A 20,588-nucleotide genomic window follows, 5' to 3' on the forward strand; every position below is an offset into this window, starting at 1 on the left:
AGTTAGCTAAAGCAGCCTATAAAGGCTGCTTTTGATTTTGAAGATGGCTTTCAAAAGGCTCAAGTCCGGGTAAAAATAGTAAATAAATCCACACCACTAAATTAAAATAAGGCACACAGCCTAATACAGTAAAAACTTTAACTGGGTAGCCTTTAATATTCGCGTAGCGATAACACTGATACGCAATTACAAAATGTATAATCAGTAACAACATAACTAGTTGTGTCATACCTTTCTCCTTAAAAGCTTAAATAGCTTTGAAACCCACTATAAATATCAGTACTACATCGACAAAAGGTAATGTCATGTTTTTAAAGTGAAATACATTAAAAGGCACGACATTTTTATCTGGTACTGAAAGTATAGGCAAGAAAGGTAATATTGGTAGTAATAAAATGATTAAAATTGTTTAATTTTGTTTATTTTGAGCTAGCTTGTTGTTGGTAAAACGTTTTATTTTTTGAAATTTTTTCAAGCTCAACTTTTACTTTTTCAACCGGTATTGGGCGTGCAATAAAATAGCCTTGCCCATAATCAACACCAATTTCTTTTAGAGCAAAAAATATCTCTTCGTTTTCAACGTATTCAGCTACAGAGCGCTTATCGAGTGATCTACTAATATCATTTATGGCTTTTACTAACGCTAAGTCTATAGGGTCATTAAGCATGTCGCTTACAAATGAGCCATCAATTTTTACATGTTGTGCTGGTAGCTGTTTTAAATAGTTAAACGTACTAAAGCCTGTTCCAAAATCATCAATAGAAAAATGACAGCCTAAGCTATTAAGCTTCTCAATCATTTTACGAGTGGCCTTTAAGTTATTAATACTTGCAGATTCAGTTATTTCAAAAATTATCCGCGAAGCGGGCACGTTATACTTTTCAAGATTAGACTCAATTAAAGGCAGTAAGCGCTCATCTAAAAATGATTGTGCAGACAAATTAATAGCAACTTGATTTAACTCAGGGTGCTTAGACACACAAGCAACGGCATTACGTATAACGCATTGATCCATCAAAAATGTATCGTTGAGCATTTCTAAAGAGGGAATAAACTGATTTGGGTATACGAGTTCATCTTTGAGTTTTAAGCGTAAGAGCGCTTCAAAGTAAGCAACTTTACACTCTTTAAAATCCCAAATAGGTTGGTAATGTAGTTCAATATTATCTTGCTGTAGTGCTTGGCGAATTTCGTGGCCCCATTCAAGCCCTGTTTGTAGTGTATTGTTTTGAGCATCTTCTTTTGAATAGCAATGTACTAAGTTACGCCCTAGGTTTTTGGCAATATACAAAGCAATATCGGCTTGTTTTAAACACTCATTAGGGTCGTTATTTTGTGTTGTGATTTGAGTTAAACCAATAGAGCAGCTAATAGTGTATATTTGATCTTCTGATTTAAAAGCATGTTTTTCTATCGCACTACACACACCTTCTGCAATGAGGTGGGCATCCAATAAATTCATATTGGTAAGTATGACTGCAAATTCATCCCCACCTATTCTGCAGACCAGGTGATCGTCGCCAATATTTGCTTTAAATAATTTTGCCACTTCTTTTAATACTATATCGCCTTGGTGATGACCTTTACTGTCGTTTATTATTTTAAAGTGATCGAGGTCAATATAAATAACAGCATGTTCAATACCATCATACGTGTATTTATCTTGGCATATTTTATTAAGCTGTTGGTCAAAGTAATAACGGTTGTGTAAACCAGTTAATGGGTCATGGTGTGCTAAATGACGTAGTTGAAGTTCTGCTTGCTTTCGTTCGTGTATATTGTCGATAGTTGCGGTTATGGTCGCGTTATTACGGCTATTTTTTATTAGCTGTAATCTGCATTCAACCCAAATTAAGCTGCCATTTTTATGGGTGAGTTTTACTTCTATTTGTTGTTGCTGCTCGCCACCATGTAAAATGTCGTTAATTGTATAGTTTAGTCTTCCCTTATCTTCGCTATTACAATAAGTACTTAATGGGTTTTGTAGCGACGATTTAACACCAAAGCCACTTAAAGTTTCCCATGCAGGATTAATAAAACGAATATTACCTTGTTGATCAAGCTCTAAAACAACAGTATTTAAGTGTAATAAAATGCGCTGATGAGCCGAAAATAGCTCTTTATAACGTACTTCACTCACGCTTAGCTGCTCTACCTTGTATGCAAATTCAGCGTAACTCACCATAAAGTCTTCACGTCGTGCAGCGTGGTCACACACTTTATTTAAAAATGAAGGGTCGTATGGGGCTCTAATAAAATCGGTAACACCAGACAGCAAAAGCTGCTCAGCGTAATCGGCATCGTCGCTTTCTATAATTGTAACAATAGCCTGTTTAGAATTATGTTGGAGGATTTCTTCAACGAGTACGCTCGAGCTCTCTGCGCTTGATGTAGTGGCATCGAGTAGCACAATTGAAAACTGCTGTTGGTTATAAGCGTTAAGTGCCGCTTTAGCTGAAGTTACATGAGTAATAGCAAAGTTTAATTTTAGCTGTTCACTTATTCTGTCGGCCGTATTTTGAGCTGGCTCTAATAGTAATAAATTTAGTCGGCTGCTTTTTTCTAGGTGAGTAGATAAAACATTCGCAAGTACTTGAGGGAGCATGTCTTTATGCTCAAACGGCAATACAGCATCTATCCCATAGCTTCGGGCTGTTGTTTCGGCAATACGCTCACAGTAAATTGGCGGAATAAGTAAAATAGGAGTATTTTTTGGTGTTTTTAATAACCCTGAGCGGATCATTCTTGAAAAGCGCCAGCCGTCAATTTTTCCAACATTAATGCCCGTTATTATAATATCAACAGGGTGTTGTTTTAAAAGCTTTAAAGCTTGTTGGCTATCTTGTGCATCAATAAAGGTAAATACATTTAAGCTATCTAAAGTGGCCTTAATCGCGCGACGTTCAGCACTACTTGCGTTTAATATTAGCAATTTAAGCTGGTTTGGCACGAGTTGAACACCCCTAATGAAACTTATAATAATTTAGCCGAACAAGAATAGTGATATTTAACCATAAGAACAAGAAAATTTAATGGCAAACACGCAAACAAACATTATAAGTTTGGCTGATTTCTTGAGCTTAATATCCGATACATATACACTTGGCGCGATTTTAAATGATGTGGATTACTAATTATGCGCGTGGCTGACTTTAGCTTTGACTTACCTGATGAATTAATAGCTCGTTTTCCTAAAGCGGACAGAACCAGCAGCCGTCTACTCACTTTAGATGGCCCAAGCGGAACTTTAGAACATAAAGTGTTTAGCGATATACTTGATTTAGTAAACGAAGGCGATTTATTGGTATTTAACAATACACGCGTTATCCCAGCACGTATGTTTGGTCAAAAAGCTTCAGGCGGAAAAGTTGAAGTACTTGTAGAGCGAGTATTAGATGAGCATCGCGTACTTGCGCATGTACGAGCAAGTAAGTCGCTTAAGGTCGGTAACGAAGTTGTTTTAGAAGGCAAAGCCAAGGCAATAATGGTTGCACGCCACGATACTTTATTTGAGCTTGAGTTCGATCATAGCCAAAACGTGCTAGATATACTTAATGATATTGGTCATATGCCACTACCTCCTTATATTGACCGGCCAGATACCGATGCTGATCGTGAGCGTTATCAAACTGTTTATGGAGAAAAGCCAGGTGCAGTTGCAGCACCAACTGCAGGTCTACATTTTGACGATAAGCTAATGGCAGCACTGAAGGATAAAGGTGTAAACATGGCTTTTGTTACGCTACACGTTGGCGCTGGTACTTTTCAGCCGGTACGAGTTGATAGTGTTGATGAGCATGTAATGCACTCAGAGTACATAGAAGTACCTGATGACGTAGTTGCAGCTGTTGCGCAAACTAAAGCAAATGGTGGGCGTGTAATTGCGATAGGCACAACTTCAGTTCGCTCATTAGAGTCGGCTGCTAAAGTTCATGGCGGCAAGTTAGATACATATTTTGGTGATACCGATATATTTATTTTTCCGGGTTATCAATTTAATGTAGTTGATGCGATGGTCACTAATTTTCACTTACCAGAATCAACGCTTATAATGTTAGTCAGTGCATTTAGCGGGCAAGACAATATTATGGGCGCTTACAATACTGCAATAGAGCAGCAGTACCGCTTTTTTAGTTATGGCGACGCGATGTTTTTAACACGTAAGTAACAAAATATTGTTTAATACTCAGTAGAATATATTAAAACCCCCAGCTTAGTTGCTGGGGTTTTTGTTTGCGGCAATTGGCAAAACTGAATTTATCGCAGCTAATAGTATTAGTGAGGCAAAAAGGGTAGAATCAGGCGGTTAAATTATAGCTTGTTGGACTGTTTTTCCGACATTGAGGATGATATGAAATTTGAATTAGATTGTACTGACGGAAAAGCGCGCCGCGGCCGCTTGATTTTTGACCGTGGTGTAATAGAAACACCTGCTTTTATGCCTGTTGGTACTTACGGTACTGTAAAAGGTATGACGCCAGATGAAGTTAAAGCCACTGGTGCGCAAATATGTTTAGGTAATACTTTTCATTTAATGCTTCGCCCAGGTACTGAGATCATCAAGCAACATGGTGATTTACACGACTTTATGAATTGGGACTTCCCAATTTTAACTGACTCAGGCGGTTTTCAGGTATTTAGCCTAGGCGCAATGCGTAAAATCACTGAAGAAGGCGTTTTATTTCAATCTCCAGTAAATGGTGATGAAATTATGATGTCGCCTGAAAAGTCGATGGAAGTACAGCGCGACTTAGGCTCAGATATCGTTATGATTTTTGACGAGTGTACGCCATACCCAGCAACTGAAAAAGAAGCTAAAGATTCTATGGAGTTATCTCTTCGTTGGGCTAAGCGCTCAAAAGAAGGGCATGGCGATAATCCATCTGCTTTATTTGGTATTATCCAAGGTGGTATGTACCCAGAATTACGTGCACAATCACAAGCTGGTCTTGAAGAAATTGGTTTTGACGGTTATGCATTAGGCGGCCTATCAGTAGGTGAGCCTAAAAACGAAATGATGAATATCCTTGATCATTGTGCGTTTAAAATGCCAGAAGACAAGCCTCGTTACCTTATGGGTGTAGGCAAGCCAGAAGACTTAGTTGAGTCGGTTCGCCGTGGTATTGATATGTTTGACTGTGTTATGCCAACACGTAATGCGCGTAACGGCCATTTATTTATTACCACGGGTGTAGTAAAAATACGTAACGCAGTGCATAAAACAGATACAGGGCCACTTGACCCTGAGTGTGATTGCCATACGTGTAAAAACTATTCACGAGCTTATTTGCATCACCTTGATAAATGTAACGAAATTTTAGGTGCGCGACTAAACACAATTCATAACTTACGTTACTATCAACGTGTTATGGAAGGTTTACGTAATGCAATTAGCGAAGGTAAATTAGAAGAATTTGTACAAGATTTTTATGCTCGCCGAGGCCAAGATGTGCCAGAGTTAGCAGATATAAAAAATTAAACTTTAAAATTAAAGAGGAAGTATCATGAGTTTATTTATTTCAAATGCACACGCAGCAGCTGGTCAACCTGCGGCAGGCGGTGGTTGGGAAATGCTAATAATGTTAGCTATTTTCGGTTTGGTTTTTTACTTTTTAATCTACCGCCCACAAGCTAAGCGCGTTAAAGAGCACAAAAGCTTAATGAGTATGATGGCTAAAGGTGATGAAGTACTTACCCAAGGCGGTTTAGTGGGTAAAATTGTGAAAATTTCTGAAGAGAAAGATTTCATCGTTATCTCTTTAAACGAGCAAGCAGAAGTTACAGTACAAAAATCTGCAGTATCTGCAGTATTGCCAAAAGGCACAATGAAGTCGCTATAAAAATAATAAGGACGACCCCGTGTTAAACAAGTTTCCAGTTTGGAAGTATTTACTTGTTTTAGCTGTGGTAGCCATTGGCCTTTTATATGCCTCTCCAAACTTGTATGGTCGCGATCCGGCTATACAAGTTTCAGGGGCTAAAGGCGCTGATGTCGATCTCAGTGTTGTAGACAAAGTAAACGCAATCCTTAAAACAAATAATGTAACCGCTAAATCGACAATACTTGAAGATGGACAAATTTTAGTTCGTTTAAAAAATGTTGAAGAGCAACTTAAAGCGCATGACTTACTGCGTGATTCGCTGAGCGATGACTACATTTCTGCTATTAATATGGCACCTGCTCAACCAGCTTGGTTAAAAGCGGTTGGTGGTAACCCTATGAAGCTAGGTCTTGATTTAAGTGGTGGCGTACATTTCACCATGGAAATCGACATGGCAACAGCGGTTGATAACCAGCTTGAGCAAATGGAACAAGATTTTCGTAGTGACCTGCGCGAAGAAAAACTACGTTATCGTAGTGTTCGCCGTGTAGCTGGCTCCGATCGTATGCGTGTAGAAATGCGTACCGAAGAAGACAAAAATGCGGCAGAGAGCTTTTTAGAAACTCGCTACCCGCTAAATGTCTACATTGATGACAGCAGTAACGATAAAGCATTTTTTGCGACAATGAGTGAGCAAAAACTCAAAGAGATTCGTGACTACGCTATCAAGCAAAATGAAACGATTATTCGTAACCGTATCAACCAAATTGGTGTTGCAGAGCCTAACGTACAACGCCAAGGCGCTGAGCGTATTATTGTTCAACTACCAGGCATTCAAGACACTGCACGTGCTAAAGAAATTTTAGGCGCGACAGCAACACTTGAATTTCGTGAAGTAGACGAAAACGCAGATATTAGTGCTGCTGCTCAAGGTCGTATCCCAGCAGGTACTGAAATGATCATGAGCCGCGACGGTTACCCTGTTGTACTTAAAAAGCGTATTATTCTAGAGGGCAGCCATATTACGGGCGCGCAATCTGGCGCTGATGAATACCAACGTCCGCAAGTAAGTATTACGTTAGATAGCAAAGGTGGGGCAAAAATGAATGCCTTTACCAAGCGTGCTATTGGTAAGCGTATGGCAACGGTATTTATTGAGTACAAGCCATCAGGTAAAAAAGATGCAGACGGTAAAGCGCTTCCGCCTATTAAGGTTGAAGAAGTTATTAACGTGGCAACTATTCAAGCTCGTCTTGATCGCTCGTTCCGTATTACCGGCATTGATAACCCAGCAGAAGCACATAATTTAAGTTTACTACTTCGTGCTGGTGCACTTGTAGCGCCAATTCAAATTGTTGAAGAGCGCACAGTAGGTCCAAGCTTAGGACAAGAAAATATTGAAGCGGGTATGACTGCGGTTGCACTTGGCTTTGCGTTTGTTCTTGTGTTTATGCTTGTGTACTACAAAGGTTTTGGTATGGTTGCAAACCTTGCGCTTGCGGCTAACTTAGTACTAATTGTAGGTGTTATGTCTTTAATTCCGGGCGCTACACTTACGCTACCTGGTATTGCCGGTATTGTATTAACGGTAGGCATGGCGGTTGATGCTAACGTACTTATTTTTGAACGTATTCGTGAAGAGCTGGCCGATGGCCGTAGCCCTCAACAAGCGATTCATTTTGGTTACGATAGCGCATTTAGCACTATATTTGATGCCAACATCACGACACTAATTGCTGCCATTATACTGTTTGCAGTGGGCACTGGTCCAATTGCGGGCTTTGCAGTGACACTTGCGATAGGTATTTTAACTTCAATGTTTACAGCCATCGTTGGTACCCGTGCGGTAATCAACTTATTTGTTGGTGGTAAACGCATTGATAAACTTTCGATTTAAGGAGCAGACATGCAAATTTTAAGTTTGGGTAGTAGAACCCTTCGTTTCATGTCTCTTCGAAAAGTGGCTATGGGTTTCTCGACGCTACTAATTTTAGCGTCGTTTGCATCAATTTTTATCAAAGGCTTAAACTTTGGTTTAGATTTTACCGGCGGGACTGCGGTAGAAGTGGGTTTTTYACAACCGGCTGACCTTAAAAAAGTACGTGATGCACTAGCTGATAATGGTTTTGCTGATGCATCAGTGCAGTTATTTGGTTCAAGCCAAGAGATTTTAGTTCGCTTGGCACCACGCGGTAGCGATGTAAAAGCGGAAGTGATTGGTAACCAAGTAATTGATGCACTTAAAAAAGCAGATGACAGCGTAGTAATGCGCCGTATTGAGTTTGTAGGCCCAAGTGTAGGTGAAGACTTAAAAGAGCAGGGTGGCCTTGCCATGTTAACTGCGCTTATTTGTATCTTAATCTACGTTGCGTTTCGTTTTGAATGGCGCTTTGCAGTAGGTGCGGTAGGTGCACTACTACACGATGTTATCATTACTGTGGGTTTATTTTCAGTATTAGGTTTAGAGTTTGATTTAACTATATTAGCGGCAATTCTTGCGGTAATTGGTTATTCACTCAATGATACGATTGTTGTATCAGACCGTATACGTGAAAACTTCCGTAAGGTACGCATTGACGATACGATAGAAATTATTGATATTTCACTTACGCAAACACTTAACCGTACACTTGTAACATCAATCACGACTATTTTAGTATTGATTGCCTTGTTTGCATGGGGCGGACAAACCATTCATGGTTTTGCAACTGCATTACTGTTTGGTGTGTTTATTGGTACTTATTCTTCGATTTATGTTGCAAGCTCTGTTGCTATAGCAATGGGCGTAAGCAAAGAAGATTTAATACCAGAAGTAATTGAAAAAGAAGGTGCAGACCAAGACGCTATGCCGTAATGGTTTTGTAACTACTTAAAAAAACCGCTCAATGAGCGGTTTTTTTATTGCCTGTAATATATATTTTTGCTCACGATTGTTTTAGCTTTACTGTGCAAGTATGAATAAACAGTGCTAACTTTGTAGAGTACGTCATGAGTGTAACGTCGTACTATGTATTTAAAATAAGTATTAATAATGCGGTTATTAATTAAGTACAGTTACATAATATCGTCACCTTATATTTAGGCGCTGGAAGCTATTTAGCTTAAATAACGCGATAATTTAAACTATCAATAATAACTGTTAAAACTACCGATAATAACTAGGGTGATAATTATGTTGCCATTAAAGTATTTGATTAACGTAGTAAGTTTGTTTGTATGCAGCGTTTTAGCGAGTGAGGTAAATATCGTAAATATAGCGCAGGAGCAGCGTGTGCAATATGCTCGTGACGACTACCTTAACGAACTATTAGAAAAAGCATTGGTAAGCGCACAATACCCTGCAGAAATTAACCCCGTTTTAATTCATCCCCATCAACAACGTACTTTAATAGCGCTAGATACAAAAAATTTAGATTTATACTGGAGTATGAGCAGCCCCGAAAGAGAGTCTTTAGCTATTGCGATTAAAATCCCATTATTTAAAGGCTACATAGGTAAGAGGGCACTATTAACAAGTAAGAACAGCATTGCTAGATTTAAAGGTATTACTAGCTTAGATCAGCTAGGTAGGCTTTCTGCGGTGCAAGGTCATGATTGGCCTGATACAAAAATAATGGCGTTTAATGGCCTGCATATAAGGCCGTTTGCAAATTATCAGGCTATGTTTGCCTTAACAAGTGCAGGGCGTATTGATTACTTCCCACGTTCATTTATCGAGGTTAATTCAGAGCTAGCGGCAAATAAACAAAGTAACCTAGTAATAGTACCTAATTTATATATGAGTTATCCAACAGGGTTTTATTATTTTGTATCAAATAGTAAGCCAGAGCTTGCAGTGGCAATTAAAAAAGGGCTTGAGATAATGCAAAAAAATGGCGAGTTTGATGCTTTATTTGATGAATATTTCGCAAAAGATTTAAACTCGTTACCTTACGAAAAAGGTAAAACAGTAGAACTGGAGCTAGATAACCCTTATTTTTAAGCACAAAAAAAGGAGCCAGAGCTCCTTTTTGGTATACTATTAATGGCATTTAATTAGCGAAGTAACGACTCAGTTAATACTGGACGAATTTCGCGAATAATTGCTTGAGTCAGTTTTGGTGAACCACAGATAATATTACCGCTGTGGTTATAGTTATTACCACCAGCGAAATCTACAACCATACCGCCCGCTTCTTTAACCATTAGTTCGCCCGCAGCAGAGTGCCAAGGTTTTAAACCAATTTCAAAAAATCCATCAACACGGCCAGCTGCAACGTATGCCATATCTAAAGCAGAACAACCTGCACGGCGAATATCAGCAGTGTGTACAAATAATGCTTTAAATGCTTCAGTGTATGCATCCATGTGGTTTTTGTTTTTGAACGGGAAACCAGTAGCAAGTACAGTACCTGCAAGAACCGTAGTTTTGCTAACACGTAGACGTTTGCTGTTTAACTGAGTGCCTTGACCGCGAGATGCAGTGAAAAGCTCACCACGAATTGGATCATAAATAACAGCTTGGTCTAAACGACCTTTAACTTTAAGTGCTATAGAAACCGCGTAATGAGGGATACCTTTGATGAAGTTAGTTGTTCCATCGATAGGATCTACAATCCATTGGTAATCATCATCCTTGCCTTTATGCTCACCTAGTTCTTCACCAACAATTGAGTGAGTAGGGTAAGACTGTAAAATAGTGTCACGAATTACGGCTTCGGCTTCTTTATCAATGTTAGTTACTAAGTCGTTAGCGCCTTTTTGTTGCACTTCAACTTTTGATAAATCTTCACTTGCGCGAAGTAAAATTTTGCCTGCGTTGCGCGCAGCGCGAACCGCAATGTTTAACATTGGATGCATGGTATTACCTTTGGGTTGTAAAAGAACGTTTATATATTTCAGCCGGCGTATTTTAGCGACTTTTGACATAAAGTAAACAATAAACCCCAAATACTTATGTTTGTTTTTTATACAAGATTGAAAAGTGTATATATTTTTAAAAAATAATTATCTGCATTTAAATAAATTAATTTTAAATAACACTTTACCTAAAGTTAACTTGAGGTTTTATCGTGCTCCTAACTTAACTGATAGGATAACATTATGTATTTAGAGCACGTAAACTTAGTCGCGAGTGATATAGATAGTATGCTTACTTTTTATCGCGCTGTATTTCCGCATTGGTCAATTAGAAGTGAGGGCAGAGGTGACTGGCATGGAAAACCAAGACGCTGGGTACACTTTGGAGATGACACGCATTACATTGCGATAAGTGACCATGGTGAAGGTGAAAACAGAAACTTATCGGGCCATCAAATTGGTTTTGCACACTTTGCTTATGTAACTAATAATTTAAGTGCAGTAGTAATGCGCTTAAATAAAGTGGGTTTTACTCTAAGCAAGCAAGGTAGTGAGAACCCATTTAGGAAAAACGTCTACTTTATTGATCCTGCAGGGTTTGAAGTTGAGTTTGTAGAATACCTAAGTGACATACCAAGCGAGCGCAATAACGATCTATAATAAAATACCAAGCAGCACGTTAAAGTGCTGCAACTCAATTATAGTGAGCGGTTATTGTTACCTGTGCCAAACTGGGTTTTTAGCTCATTTGCAAAGCTTATAAATTTTTCTTTAATTGTGCGCTTTATTTTCACTTCAACCGAGCCCATAACTGCCTTTCCTTCAATATGAATTGTAGGTCCTTGGCGTTTGTTAAGCGACACAGATTTATTTTCAAGGCTACTTAAAATACAAAACATTTTAGACACTACATTGACATGCTCTGGTACGTAAATTTCATCGCTACCAAAAATACAGTTAACGTGAATAGTCACATTTTGATGCGCAAAAATGGCATCAGTAAAATCAAGCACCACCGATCCCATAAAGTTACTCAAATATATATTTTTTGGCACAACCCACTGACCACTTCGCTCGTTAGATCCTAAAATACTGCGCAATGTAAAATCATCATCACTGTTTTGCTGTGCACTATAATGTGGCGTAAATTGCGATTGTTTTTCTGCTTTATATTGCTGATCGGTATTAAGTGTTAAGTCTTCTACTAAGGCTAGCAGTGCTTCGTTATTAGGTGCATCCATCGCATTATCTAAACGTCTTTCAAATGCATCAACAGAAATAACACCATGACTGTAATTATAAATTAATTGATCAATCACTTGTTCGCGTACTTGCTCTATTGGGCGGTCTTCAACTTTTACAGACATTAGGATCAATCCTTTTATTTAGTTAGTACGAATAGAAAAGCAATCAACGTACCAATTTAAAAGTACTTAAATATCAGTGATTTGTTTTATTATGATGTTTAAGCGTTGTTTATATTAACGATAGATTAACCAAAATTGCAATTATCTAGTTATTTTCACTACTTGAGAAAGTTTTACCGATAAGCCTGTAAAACTTTACTTGAGGCCTAGGTGCTGAAAATACCAATTTAGACTCAAACAATTGAATTTTATGAATAAATAAAGTTGGCCTGAAGCTCGCATTAGTTAAAGTGTCTTTAATCAAAAGGAGAAAGATTATGAAAACATTTAACAAGTCTATTATCGCAGCTCTAGTTCTTGGTACTACGGCTATGGGTGCCCAAGCAAACAGCTGGGAAAACGAAAGTAAAGATGCTTGGATTGATGGTAAGGCAGAAACAGTTCTACTTATGAACACTAATCTAAACAACTTTGACATTAACACTGATGTAAAAAATGGCAAAGTAGTACTTACTGGTAAAGTTAATAGCGAGCTTGATAAAGAGCTAGCAGAAGAGCTTGTACTTAGCCTAGATGGTGTATCTGATGTTGATAACAGCCTTACTGTTGTTAAAAGCATGGATACCAAAGATAGAAGCAATGACATGATGGACGATGATGATAACGACCTAACGGACGCTAAAATCACCACTGTAATCACAACTCGCTTCCTGTTTGACTCAGAAGTAGGTGGTACAGACATTGATGTTGATACCGACAACGGTGTGGTAACTCTGAATGGCTCTGTAGAGTCTGAAGCTGAAAAGCAACTAGCAGTTAAAATTGCTAAAAATGCTGAAGATGTTCGTGACGTAGTTGATAAACTAGCTATTGTCGCTGAATAATACAGTATAGTTAAGGCCCAGTAATGCTGGGCTTTAAGTCTTTTCAATGTTTAATTTAAATGGAGTTTAGTCATGGATATTATTCGTATAATACTTTCGGTTTTATTACCGCCATTAGGTGTGTTTTTGCAAGTTGGCTTAGGTATGCATTTTTGGTTAAATATTCTATTAACACTGCTAGGTTATTTCCCAGGGTTAATACATGCAATCTACATTATTGCGAAAAAATAATGACAGATTATATATTGTGTAAGCCGACTACTGAGGTTTAGCCAAATACTTCAGTACCGATCGGCTCACAATATTAGTTTTTAAAGAATTTTTAGATAGTTTTTAGATAGTTTTTAGATAGTTTTTAGATAGTTTTTTAGGTTGAATCCAATTTTTAGCGCCCTTCAACCCATTGATTTACTTCCTTAACTCACTCCCAATATTATTTTAAAACCATACTTATTGTTTACTGACAAGCTTTCCAGCTAACAGTCGCGCTCAGATTCTGATTTGATGCCATTTAGGAAATCTTCAACATTAGTGTGTTTATACATCTACAATATACAATCAAATACTTTATCATTTAGTGACAATATTACCTTCACTTCTAGTGTTATCATTAAACTAGGTTTTAGGCATATTGAGGTAGTTAATTGAATATTCGACTTATACTGTCAGGCGTTGTGTCATTCGTTTTTTATTTTAGTTGGGCCTACTGGGCGAACAGTTCGGCAGACATTGCTAAATCGGTCACGCTTCAAGCTGCATTAGTACAAGGTTTGTATAGTGGATTTGTAACGCTGTTTTTTACTTTTATTTTAGAAAAGGTCGTCAACAAGTATAGGTATAGTTATGTAACGCTTGCGTTCGTAACTCCAATTATTTGTATGTTTCATTCTAAAACACCGCAAAACGTAGCAATACGACAAAGTTTTAATAATGCAATTAACTCTAGCGCCTCGTATTTAAGTAATAAAAAAATAGCAGGCGTACTTTTTGCGCCTATTATTCCGATTACTGTCCAATCAAGCTTAGTGATTATGGTAAATGTAATTAATCAGACACCTAATTTGGCACTGACAGTAGCCCCAAGCATATTTTTTACAGCCTTGTATGCCTACACATATATGTTAGCTTTACTTAAAAAGTAGAGGGGTAAATATAAAAGACCATATGTGGGAAAGAGGGTTTTATAATTTAATACAGAGAATATCATGGGAAATATCTTACATTTTATATTTATGCCCACTTAAAAGATTACTATTTAAGCAGTTAGCTCGTTGATTGTTAAAATAAAGGTTTTTGGTAGTGACAAGCACCTAAAAAGTTTTTATACTGCAACCCGCTTTAGTCGCTCTGTGATTGAACGCTTCAAAAATTAACTGCCTAGCAGTTATATAAAGTTGGCCCCTTAGCTCAGTTGGTTAGAGCACACGACTCATAATCGTTAGGTCCCCAGTTCGAGTCTGGGAGGGGCCACCACTTTTACAAATTTCCCAAGTAAATATCTATTAAAACTGCATTAATTTAATATCGGGTAATTTAATATTCTTTATTTATCCTTAATAATAAACGTAATCTAAATAAAGTTAATCCATAGATTAAGCTAAGCCTTCTTAAATTTTAAATATTGCGAATGTACTATTAAATCCCAGCGTTAGATCAGATGCTTTGCTTTATAAGTGACAGTGATCAGCATTTAATTTTAGAATACAAAAAAAGCCCCTATTGGGGCTTTTTACTTACTAGTGTTTACTTTAATTGCTCAAAACTACAAGAGTTAACTAATTTTTACGGTATATCTCATGCTCAATATCGTAAATATTTACGCTTAGGCTGTCTGATGCTCTGCAATATGTTTTTAAACATGAAAGTAGTAGTTCGCTTAACATTTGTTTTTGCTCAATTGAGCGCCCTGCCAAAATATGTACCGCGATATGTATAAACCCTGATTTTCCTGCGCCAAGTTGATATTGCTGATAAGCAATAGCACGTGTTTTTATGGTTTCTAATTCAAACAAGTTACTTTCGAAAGCGGTTGTATGAATTTTTTCTACCAATACTTGAGGTAAAACGGGGAGGTCTTCTGAGTGTTCAATAATAATGTGCGGCATTTAGGCGTTTCCTATTATGAGTTACTGCATGAGCGAGAGGTAATTGTATCAAATACAAGAGGGGTCGCTAAACCCTGAGCTATCTAAAATCTTTACTTTAAACTAATTTAGTCGTATTTATTTTTGATGTTAGTATAAAAACAAACAGGTGAACCTTCGCTTAGTAACTTATCTACTAAGTTACCTATATATTGATTAAGGATAAGTATGAAATTACCACAAAAATTTAAACGTTTAGCTTTACTTGCAGGTGCAATTGTTACGTTAAGTGCTTGCTCTGACGATGTTGCGTCGGTAAGCCTTGGGTTATTTACAACTAAAGATGTTGTGGTGAATTCGCAGCAAGATCCTATTGTTGAGGGCGTTACTTGTCATATTAGTCACATAGAGGCTAATTTGGACTTTTCTGATCCCTCTGATATGTCTATAGCGTGTCGTCAAACGGGGCCTATTACAGCGCAGCAGCTACAAAAAATAGACCGTAGCAAGTCGGGCGAGGTAATTTTTAAATCATCTAAAAGTATATTATTTAAATCACTAAAAGTGCGTCGTATTTACGATGCTGAAAATCGTACTTTATTGTACTTATCGTACTCAACTAAAGAATCCAGTGGTAGCCACCACCATGCGCTATCAACAGTACCGCTATACAATACTCAAGCGTGGGACTGGGCGCTTACACAGAAAAACTAAACTAGCATTTAAGCTAGCACCAAAACTAAAACCTAAAAGAGCACACTATGTTAGCTTTATTTAAATCAAAGCCATTATTAGATCAGCAAGAACAGCAATGGCTTATTGATACATTTATTTGGGCTGTAGAAAACTTTGATGCTGAGTTTTTTACAAAGCACACTCAAATAATACTGCCAACGGCCACTTTTTTCCCTGATTCAGTATCGAGCATTGAAGAAATGGCGAGTAATGTTTTTACCCGCGTTACTAATTATGCGGGTATGAACGCATGGCCTATTCAATTAATTGCACCGCAGCAATTACAACCGCAAGTTTTTCCACACTTTGAATTTAGCAATGAAATACGTGGCCAAGGCAGCCATTTAATTGTGCCGCCAAGCCATACGATTAATATTTCTTTTAACCCTAATCAGATTAATCAGCCACAAGATTTGGTGGCAAGTTATGCAGGTACTCTGGCTACTATACTTATTCATCACGTTGGGGTGCTGCCGCCTGGCGGTAGGGAGTATTTACCACAAGCTGCTGATGCACTTGCTTGTTTTTTAGGGTTTGGTGTGATGATGAGTAATACGGTGTATCAGTTTAAAGGCGGGTGTGGCTCTTGCTATAACCCATACGCTAACCGTGAAGCTAAGTTAAGTGAAACGCATACGGTATTTATGCATGCCCTGATTAGCTACTTTAAAAACGATAAGGTGTCTAAAAAACACTTAAAGCCGCATTTACGTGGTCAGTTTAAAAAAGCACAAAAAGAAATTAAAGTATTGGTAAATAACTCGGCCAACCCGCTGTTATTAGCTTATTCGCCAAACTAGCAAGGATTTGCGTGGAATACTTAGATGAATTTTTACTGATTGTTATTGCTCATTTTTTTGCAGTAGCAAGCCCTGGGCCTGACTTTGCCGTTGTGCTCAAGCAAAGTGTGCAACAAGGTAGGCGCAATGCATTGTGGACAAGCGCCGGTGTTGGCGCTGCTATTTTACTGCACGTTGCCTATTGTGTGTTAGGTGTTGCGCTTATTTTAACGCAATCGCCTAGTTTATTTATGGCGCTTAAGTACCTTGCTGGTGCATATTTAGCTTATTTAGGCGTACAAGCACTCAGAGCTGCAAAACCTCCAGCAAGTAATGAAGGCGAGGCTGCAAAAGATATTGAAAACAAAACCGTTCAAGAGGAACCCGTTTGGGTGGCTTTTAGGCGTGGCTTTTTCACCAATGCATTAAACCCAAAAGCCACGTTATTTTTTATGTCGTTATTTACACTCGTGATTAACCCAACAACACCTACTAGCATACAGGTCGGCTACGGCGTGTACATGGCATTGGCTACTTGGGCGTGGTTTTCAATGCTTTCAATGATGCTTTCTCGAAATAATGTGAGGGGCTTTTTCCAGCAGCGTGGTTATTGGTTTGACCGTGGAATTGGCGTTATTTTAATTGCCCTTGCAGTACGTGTTGTTATTTAACTTATTCAAAGAGCGCAGGAGATAAAATGCCGCTATATAATTTTTCGTTTGGTTCTAATATGTCATCTAACCGTTTGTTAGCGCGCTTGCCCAATGTAAAGCGTGTAGGAACTGCAGTACTGAAAGGCTACGAACTTACTTTTGATATGCTATTTAAAGATGGCTCAGGTAAATGCAGTATTTGTCCAAGCGATAAAGAAGATGCGTTGGTTTACGGCGTTATTTATGAGCTTAATGAAGAAGAAAAAGCTATTTTAGACAGTATTGAAGGGCCCGGTTACGATTGTGTAGATATAGCCCCAACGCTTTTAACGGGCGAGACTGTAGCCGCACATTGTTATATAGCTAATACCCATGACAGCGATGCACTCCCATACGATTGGTACATAAAACATGTTCATCGCGGATCACTTGAAGCGGGCGTACCAAAAGAATACAGTGATGCGATATTAAATCGCGCACAAAAAAGCGACACTAATCAAGAGCGCGCAGCAATTGAATTTGCAGTTCATCAAAAATAATAAAATAGGATTGATATGAAATTAACCAAACTTGCCGCAATTGCACTATTAGCAGGCACTACATTTAGCAGCTGGGCACAAGTTGATACCAACAAAATTGACGACGTAATTAAAGCCTCAATGGCACGTTTTGACGTACCCGGTATGGCAGTTGCCATTGTTGAAAATGATAAAGTGATATTTGCTAAAGGCTTTGGTGTAACTAATCTCGATACCAACAAAAAAGTAAACAAAGACACTTTATTTGGTATTGCTTCAAACACAAAAGCATTCACTACTGCGGCACTGGCAAAGTTGGTTGATGAAGGTAAATTAAGCTGGGATGACCGCGTAATTGATCATTTACCAGAGTTTAGATTGTATGATTCGTACGTAACACGCGAAATGCGTATTCGTGACTTATTAAGCCATCGCAGTGGGCTTGGGCTTGGGCAAGGCGATTTAATGATTTGGCCAAGTACCGACAAGTCAGTTGATGAAATTTTAGCGGGATTACAGTATTTAAAACCAGCGAGCAGCTTTCGTAGTAAATACGCTTATAACAACTTGATGTTTGTTACCGCTGGTGAAGTGGTTGCACGTGTGTCGGGTATGAGCTGGAACGATTACATCGAAAAAAATATATTACAGCCGCTGCACATGGATAACTCACGCGCGGGCTTTTCACGTATTCCTAAAAGTAATAAAAACTGGGCGACAGGTCATATTCCTATGGATGGCACGCTTCATCCATTTTTTGTAAACTACCTTGAGGATTTTAGAGGAGCAGGCGCCATTGCTTCAAGTGTAAGCGATATGAGCCAATGGCTTCGTACGCAATTAGCAGGCGGTAAAATGCCAAGTGGCGAGCAGCTGTTTAGCGAAAAACAACAAGCGCAAATGTGGCACCCACATATTACGTCTATGGCGTCTAAAAGCGCGTTTGACTCGTATCATCAGCAGTTTAGGGGTTATGGGTTAGGTTGGAGTATTGAAGACTACCACGGCTTTAAAAAGCTAGGTCACGGCGGTGGTATTTTGGGAATGGTATCGCAAGTTACTTTACTGCCTGAGAAAAAACTCGGTATTGTTATTTTATCTAATCAACAAGCTTTTGGTGCTCTTTCGGCAGTAACTCATGAAGTGCTTGAAGATGCACTTGAGCTTGAAGATAAAGACTGGGTAGAAGATTTAGCTAAAAGTCATTTTGAAGGCAAGCAGCAAGCATATGCTAATGCAAAACCAGAAGCCCCCGCAGACTACCAACCACAATTACCAAATATTAATTACACTGGTACATTGCACGATGACTGGTATGGCGATGTAATTATTGAGCAGTTAGATGGTAAATTACGCATTGATTTTACGCACACTAAACGCTTGAAAGGCACTCTTGAGCATTACACTGGCAATACATTTATTGTTAAGTGGGATGAAAAGCTACTAGAAGCAGATGCGTTTATTCGTTTTGAAATGAGCACACAAAACCGTGTAAACAGTGCCAAAATGCGCGCGGTATCAACACAAGTGACCGACTTTAGCTTTGACTTTAGAAATCTACATTTAAAATCAAAATAGCTAATATTGATATTTAAAGTATTGATATAAACCAAAGTAGCAAAGCCACCCATCGGTGGCTTTGCTATATTAAGTTTTTACACCTTGTAATGGACTTTTTATGCGTACCGCTGTTATTTCTCATCCTCATTGCCGTAAGCATAAAATGATAGACGACCACCCCGAGTGCCCAGAGCGCTTAGATGCAATTACCGACCGATTACTTGCCAGTGGTGTAGATGTTGGCTTAACACACCTACAAGCACCCAAGGCCGAGCGTGAACATTATTTACTTGCTCACGATGAAGCTTTACTTAAACACGTAGAAAACACGCTACCAACCGAAGGACTCGCTAATTTAGACGGCGATACGTGGCTTTGCCCCGATTCGTTTAAAGCGATTGAGCGAGCAGTAGGTGCTGGGTTGTTAGCAGTTGATGAAATACTTGCCGACAAACTCGATGCTGCTTTTTGCTCAGTACGCCCGCCAGGGCATCACGCTAATAAAAACTCATCATCTGGGTTTTGTGTGTTTAATAACTTAGCTATTGCCGTTAAGTACGCACAAAGCAAAGGGGTTAAGCGCATTGCTATTGCTGACTTTGATGTACACCATGGGAATGGCACACAAGATATTTTTATTGATGACGAAAACGTACTGCTTTGTTCGTTATTTCAGTATCCGTTTTACCCAAATACAGCGGTTAAAAATAATAGTCATATAGTTAATTCACCTCTGCCAATTGCCAGTAATGGCGACGATTTAAAAGAGGTGTTTACTGGGCAATGGCTACCAAAATTAAAAGCGTTTAAGCCTGAATTACTTTTTATAAGCGCAGGGTTCGATGCACACCTAGAAGATGATATGGCAAGCTTAAAATTTGTTGAAGATGACTATATTTGGCTTACCGAGCAACTATGTGGTGTGGCTAAAGAGGGCGGCTGCAAAGGGGTTATTTCGTATTTAGAAGGTGGCTATGCGCTATCAGCTTTAGGTCGCAGTGCTGTAGCGCATATAAAAGTGCTTACTGAGGTTTAAATAAAGAGAGCGTTTATAGCCCTAATAAATCAAACGCCTGTGCTGTGCTTAGGGTTTTGATTTTACCAAGACAGCATTGTCCTTCATTTAATAAGTAAGCTGTAACTAACTGTGCTAGTTGCTCGCCATTCAATTTAGGGCAAACAGTGCCTTGTAAATTAAGGAAGTCACCTTGCTTGTTAAGTACTCGCACATCGCTTAGCTCATTTTGCGTAACGCTGTGTAAGCACTCTTGCTGCTCTTGTTGGTTATGGGCTATCTCAAGCTCATTATAAATAACCAATAATTGTGGGTAGCTGTTTAACATAGC

22 protein-coding genes and 1 tRNA gene are annotated in these 20,588 nt (G+C 38.6%); 17 read left to right on the forward strand and 6 right to left on the reverse strand.

Features of this window, described 5'->3' with window-relative positions:
• Positions 1-16 precede the first annotated feature (16 nt).
• Both EU510_RS12665 and EU510_RS12670 read right to left on the reverse strand, forming a co-directional pair.
• Positions 17-229, reverse strand: a complete 213-nt coding sequence (locus EU510_RS12665; protein ID WP_149593789.1) for a hypothetical protein — start codon at positions 227-229, stop codon at positions 17-19.
• 190 nt (positions 230-419) lie between these two features.
• Positions 420-2,951 (reverse strand): GGDEF domain-containing protein, encoded by a 2,532-nt coding sequence (locus EU510_RS12670; RefSeq protein ID WP_149593790.1) that lies wholly within the window; start codon positions 2,949-2,951, stop codon positions 420-422.
• 186 nt (positions 2,952-3,137) lie between these two features.
• Between EU510_RS12670 and queA the strand changes: the two genes are divergently transcribed.
• From queA to EU510_RS12700, 6 genes are all read left to right on the forward strand, one after another.
• Positions 3,138-4,169 carry a tRNA preQ1(34) S-adenosylmethionine ribosyltransferase-isomerase QueA gene (gene queA / locus EU510_RS12675; RefSeq protein WP_149593791.1) on the forward strand — a complete coding sequence of 344 codons (1,032 nt, stop codon included), beginning with the start codon at positions 3,138-3,140 and terminating at the stop codon, positions 4,167-4,169.
• Between the two features lie 183 nt (positions 4,170-4,352).
• Positions 4,353-5,480, forward strand: coding sequence for a tRNA guanosine(34) transglycosylase Tgt (gene tgt, locus EU510_RS12680; RefSeq protein WP_002957831.1), 1,128 nt, complete (start codon positions 4,353-4,355; stop codon positions 5,478-5,480).
• 25 nt (positions 5,481-5,505) lie between these two features.
• On the forward strand, positions 5,506-5,841 hold the full coding sequence (gene yajC, locus EU510_RS12685) for a preprotein translocase subunit YajC (RefSeq protein ID WP_002957830.1): 336 nt from the start codon (positions 5,506-5,508) through the stop codon (positions 5,839-5,841).
• Positions 5,842-5,860: 19 nt separating this feature from the next.
• A complete protein-coding gene (secD, locus tag EU510_RS12690) occupies positions 5,861-7,720 on the forward strand; it encodes a protein translocase subunit SecD (RefSeq protein WP_002957829.1) in 1,860 nt (619 codons plus the stop codon).
• 9 nt (positions 7,721-7,729) lie between these two features.
• A complete protein-coding gene (secF, locus tag EU510_RS12695) occupies positions 7,730-8,677 on the forward strand; it encodes a protein translocase subunit SecF (protein ID WP_149593792.1) in 948 nt (315 codons plus the stop codon).
• Between the two features lie 318 nt (positions 8,678-8,995).
• Positions 8,996-9,805, forward strand: coding sequence for a substrate-binding periplasmic protein (locus EU510_RS12700; RefSeq protein ID WP_149593793.1), 810 nt, complete (start codon positions 8,996-8,998; stop codon positions 9,803-9,805).
• 53 nt (positions 9,806-9,858) lie between these two features.
• Here EU510_RS12700 and suhB read toward each other — a convergent pair whose 3' ends face one another.
• Entirely contained in the window at positions 9,859-10,662 is an 804-nt protein-coding gene (gene suhB, locus EU510_RS12705) for an inositol-1-monophosphatase (protein WP_149593794.1), read from the reverse strand.
• Between the two features lie 243 nt (positions 10,663-10,905).
• Between suhB and EU510_RS12710 the strand changes: the two genes are divergently transcribed.
• Positions 10,906-11,322, forward strand: a complete 417-nt coding sequence (locus EU510_RS12710; RefSeq protein ID WP_149593795.1) for a VOC family protein — start codon at positions 10,906-10,908, stop codon at positions 11,320-11,322.
• 38 nt (positions 11,323-11,360) lie between these two features.
• On the opposite strand, the gene EU510_RS12715 is transcribed toward EU510_RS12710, so the two are convergent.
• Positions 11,361-12,029, reverse strand: coding sequence for a LiaF domain-containing protein (locus EU510_RS12715; protein ID WP_039488234.1), 669 nt, complete (start codon positions 12,027-12,029; stop codon positions 11,361-11,363).
• Between the two features lie 317 nt (positions 12,030-12,346).
• On the opposite strand from EU510_RS12715, the gene EU510_RS12720 reads away from it, so the two are divergent.
• The 4 genes from EU510_RS12720 to EU510_RS12735 all read left to right on the forward strand — a co-directional run bounded on the left by EU510_RS12720 (position 12,347) and on the right by EU510_RS12735 (position 14,386).
• Entirely contained in the window at positions 12,347-12,913 is a 567-nt protein-coding gene (locus EU510_RS12720; protein WP_149593796.1) for a BON domain-containing protein, read from the forward strand.
• A 72-nt stretch (positions 12,914-12,985) separates the two neighbouring features.
• Positions 12,986-13,144, forward strand: a complete 159-nt coding sequence (locus EU510_RS12725; protein WP_002957822.1) for a YqaE/Pmp3 family membrane protein — start codon at positions 12,986-12,988, stop codon at positions 13,142-13,144.
• A 413-nt stretch (positions 13,145-13,557) separates the two neighbouring features.
• The gene (locus EU510_RS12730) at positions 13,558-14,055 is read left to right on the forward strand and encodes a hypothetical protein (RefSeq protein WP_188085423.1); all 498 of its coding nucleotides are present in this window, start codon (positions 13,558-13,560) and stop codon (positions 14,053-14,055) included.
• Between the two features lie 254 nt (positions 14,056-14,309).
• Positions 14,310-14,386 (forward strand) — tRNA-Ile (locus EU510_RS12735).
• 302 nt (positions 14,387-14,688) lie between these two features.
• On the opposite strand, the gene EU510_RS12740 is transcribed toward EU510_RS12735, so the two are convergent.
• Positions 14,689-15,018 (reverse strand): 5-carboxymethyl-2-hydroxymuconate Delta-isomerase, encoded by a 330-nt coding sequence (locus EU510_RS12740; RefSeq protein ID WP_002957818.1) that lies wholly within the window; start codon positions 15,016-15,018, stop codon positions 14,689-14,691.
• Positions 15,019-15,225: 207 nt separating this feature from the next.
• Here EU510_RS12740 and EU510_RS12745 point away from each other — a divergent pair, with 207 nt between their 5' ends.
• The 6 genes from EU510_RS12745 (at position 15,226) to EU510_RS12770 (ending at position 20,278) form a co-directional block, all read left to right on the forward strand.
• Entirely contained in the window at positions 15,226-15,711 is a 486-nt protein-coding gene (locus tag EU510_RS12745) for a CreA family protein (RefSeq protein ID WP_149593797.1), read from the forward strand.
• A 47-nt stretch (positions 15,712-15,758) separates the two neighbouring features.
• Entirely contained in the window at positions 15,759-16,532 is a 774-nt protein-coding gene (locus EU510_RS12750) for a hypothetical protein (protein ID WP_149593798.1), read from the forward strand.
• Between the two features lie 11 nt (positions 16,533-16,543).
• The gene (locus EU510_RS12755; RefSeq protein ID WP_149593799.1) at positions 16,544-17,182 is read left to right on the forward strand and encodes a LysE family translocator; all 639 of its coding nucleotides are present in this window, start codon (positions 16,544-16,546) and stop codon (positions 17,180-17,182) included.
• 26 nt (positions 17,183-17,208) lie between these two features.
• Entirely contained in the window at positions 17,209-17,703 is a 495-nt protein-coding gene (locus EU510_RS12760) for a gamma-glutamylcyclotransferase family protein (protein WP_149593800.1), read from the forward strand.
• A 15-nt stretch (positions 17,704-17,718) separates the two neighbouring features.
• Complete coding sequence (locus EU510_RS12765) at positions 17,719-19,260, forward strand: serine hydrolase (RefSeq protein ID WP_149593801.1); 1,542 nt, start codon at positions 17,719-17,721, stop codon at positions 19,258-19,260.
• A gap of 100 nt (positions 19,261-19,360) precedes the next feature.
• Positions 19,361-20,278, forward strand: coding sequence for a histone deacetylase family protein (locus EU510_RS12770; RefSeq protein WP_149593802.1), 918 nt, complete (start codon positions 19,361-19,363; stop codon positions 20,276-20,278).
• 13 nt (positions 20,279-20,291) lie between these two features.
• Here the strand turns inward: EU510_RS12770 and EU510_RS12775 are convergent, their stop codons facing one another.
• Positions 20,292-20,585 carry a hypothetical protein gene (locus EU510_RS12775; protein ID WP_149593803.1) on the reverse strand — a complete coding sequence of 98 codons (294 nt, stop codon included), beginning with the start codon at positions 20,583-20,585 and terminating at the stop codon, positions 20,292-20,294.
• Positions 20,586-20,588 lie beyond the last annotated feature (3 nt).

The sequence above is a fragment of the Pseudoalteromonas sp. FUC4 genome, assembly GCF_008370255.1.
Classification (GTDB): domain Bacteria; phylum Pseudomonadota; class Gammaproteobacteria; order Enterobacterales; family Alteromonadaceae; genus Pseudoalteromonas.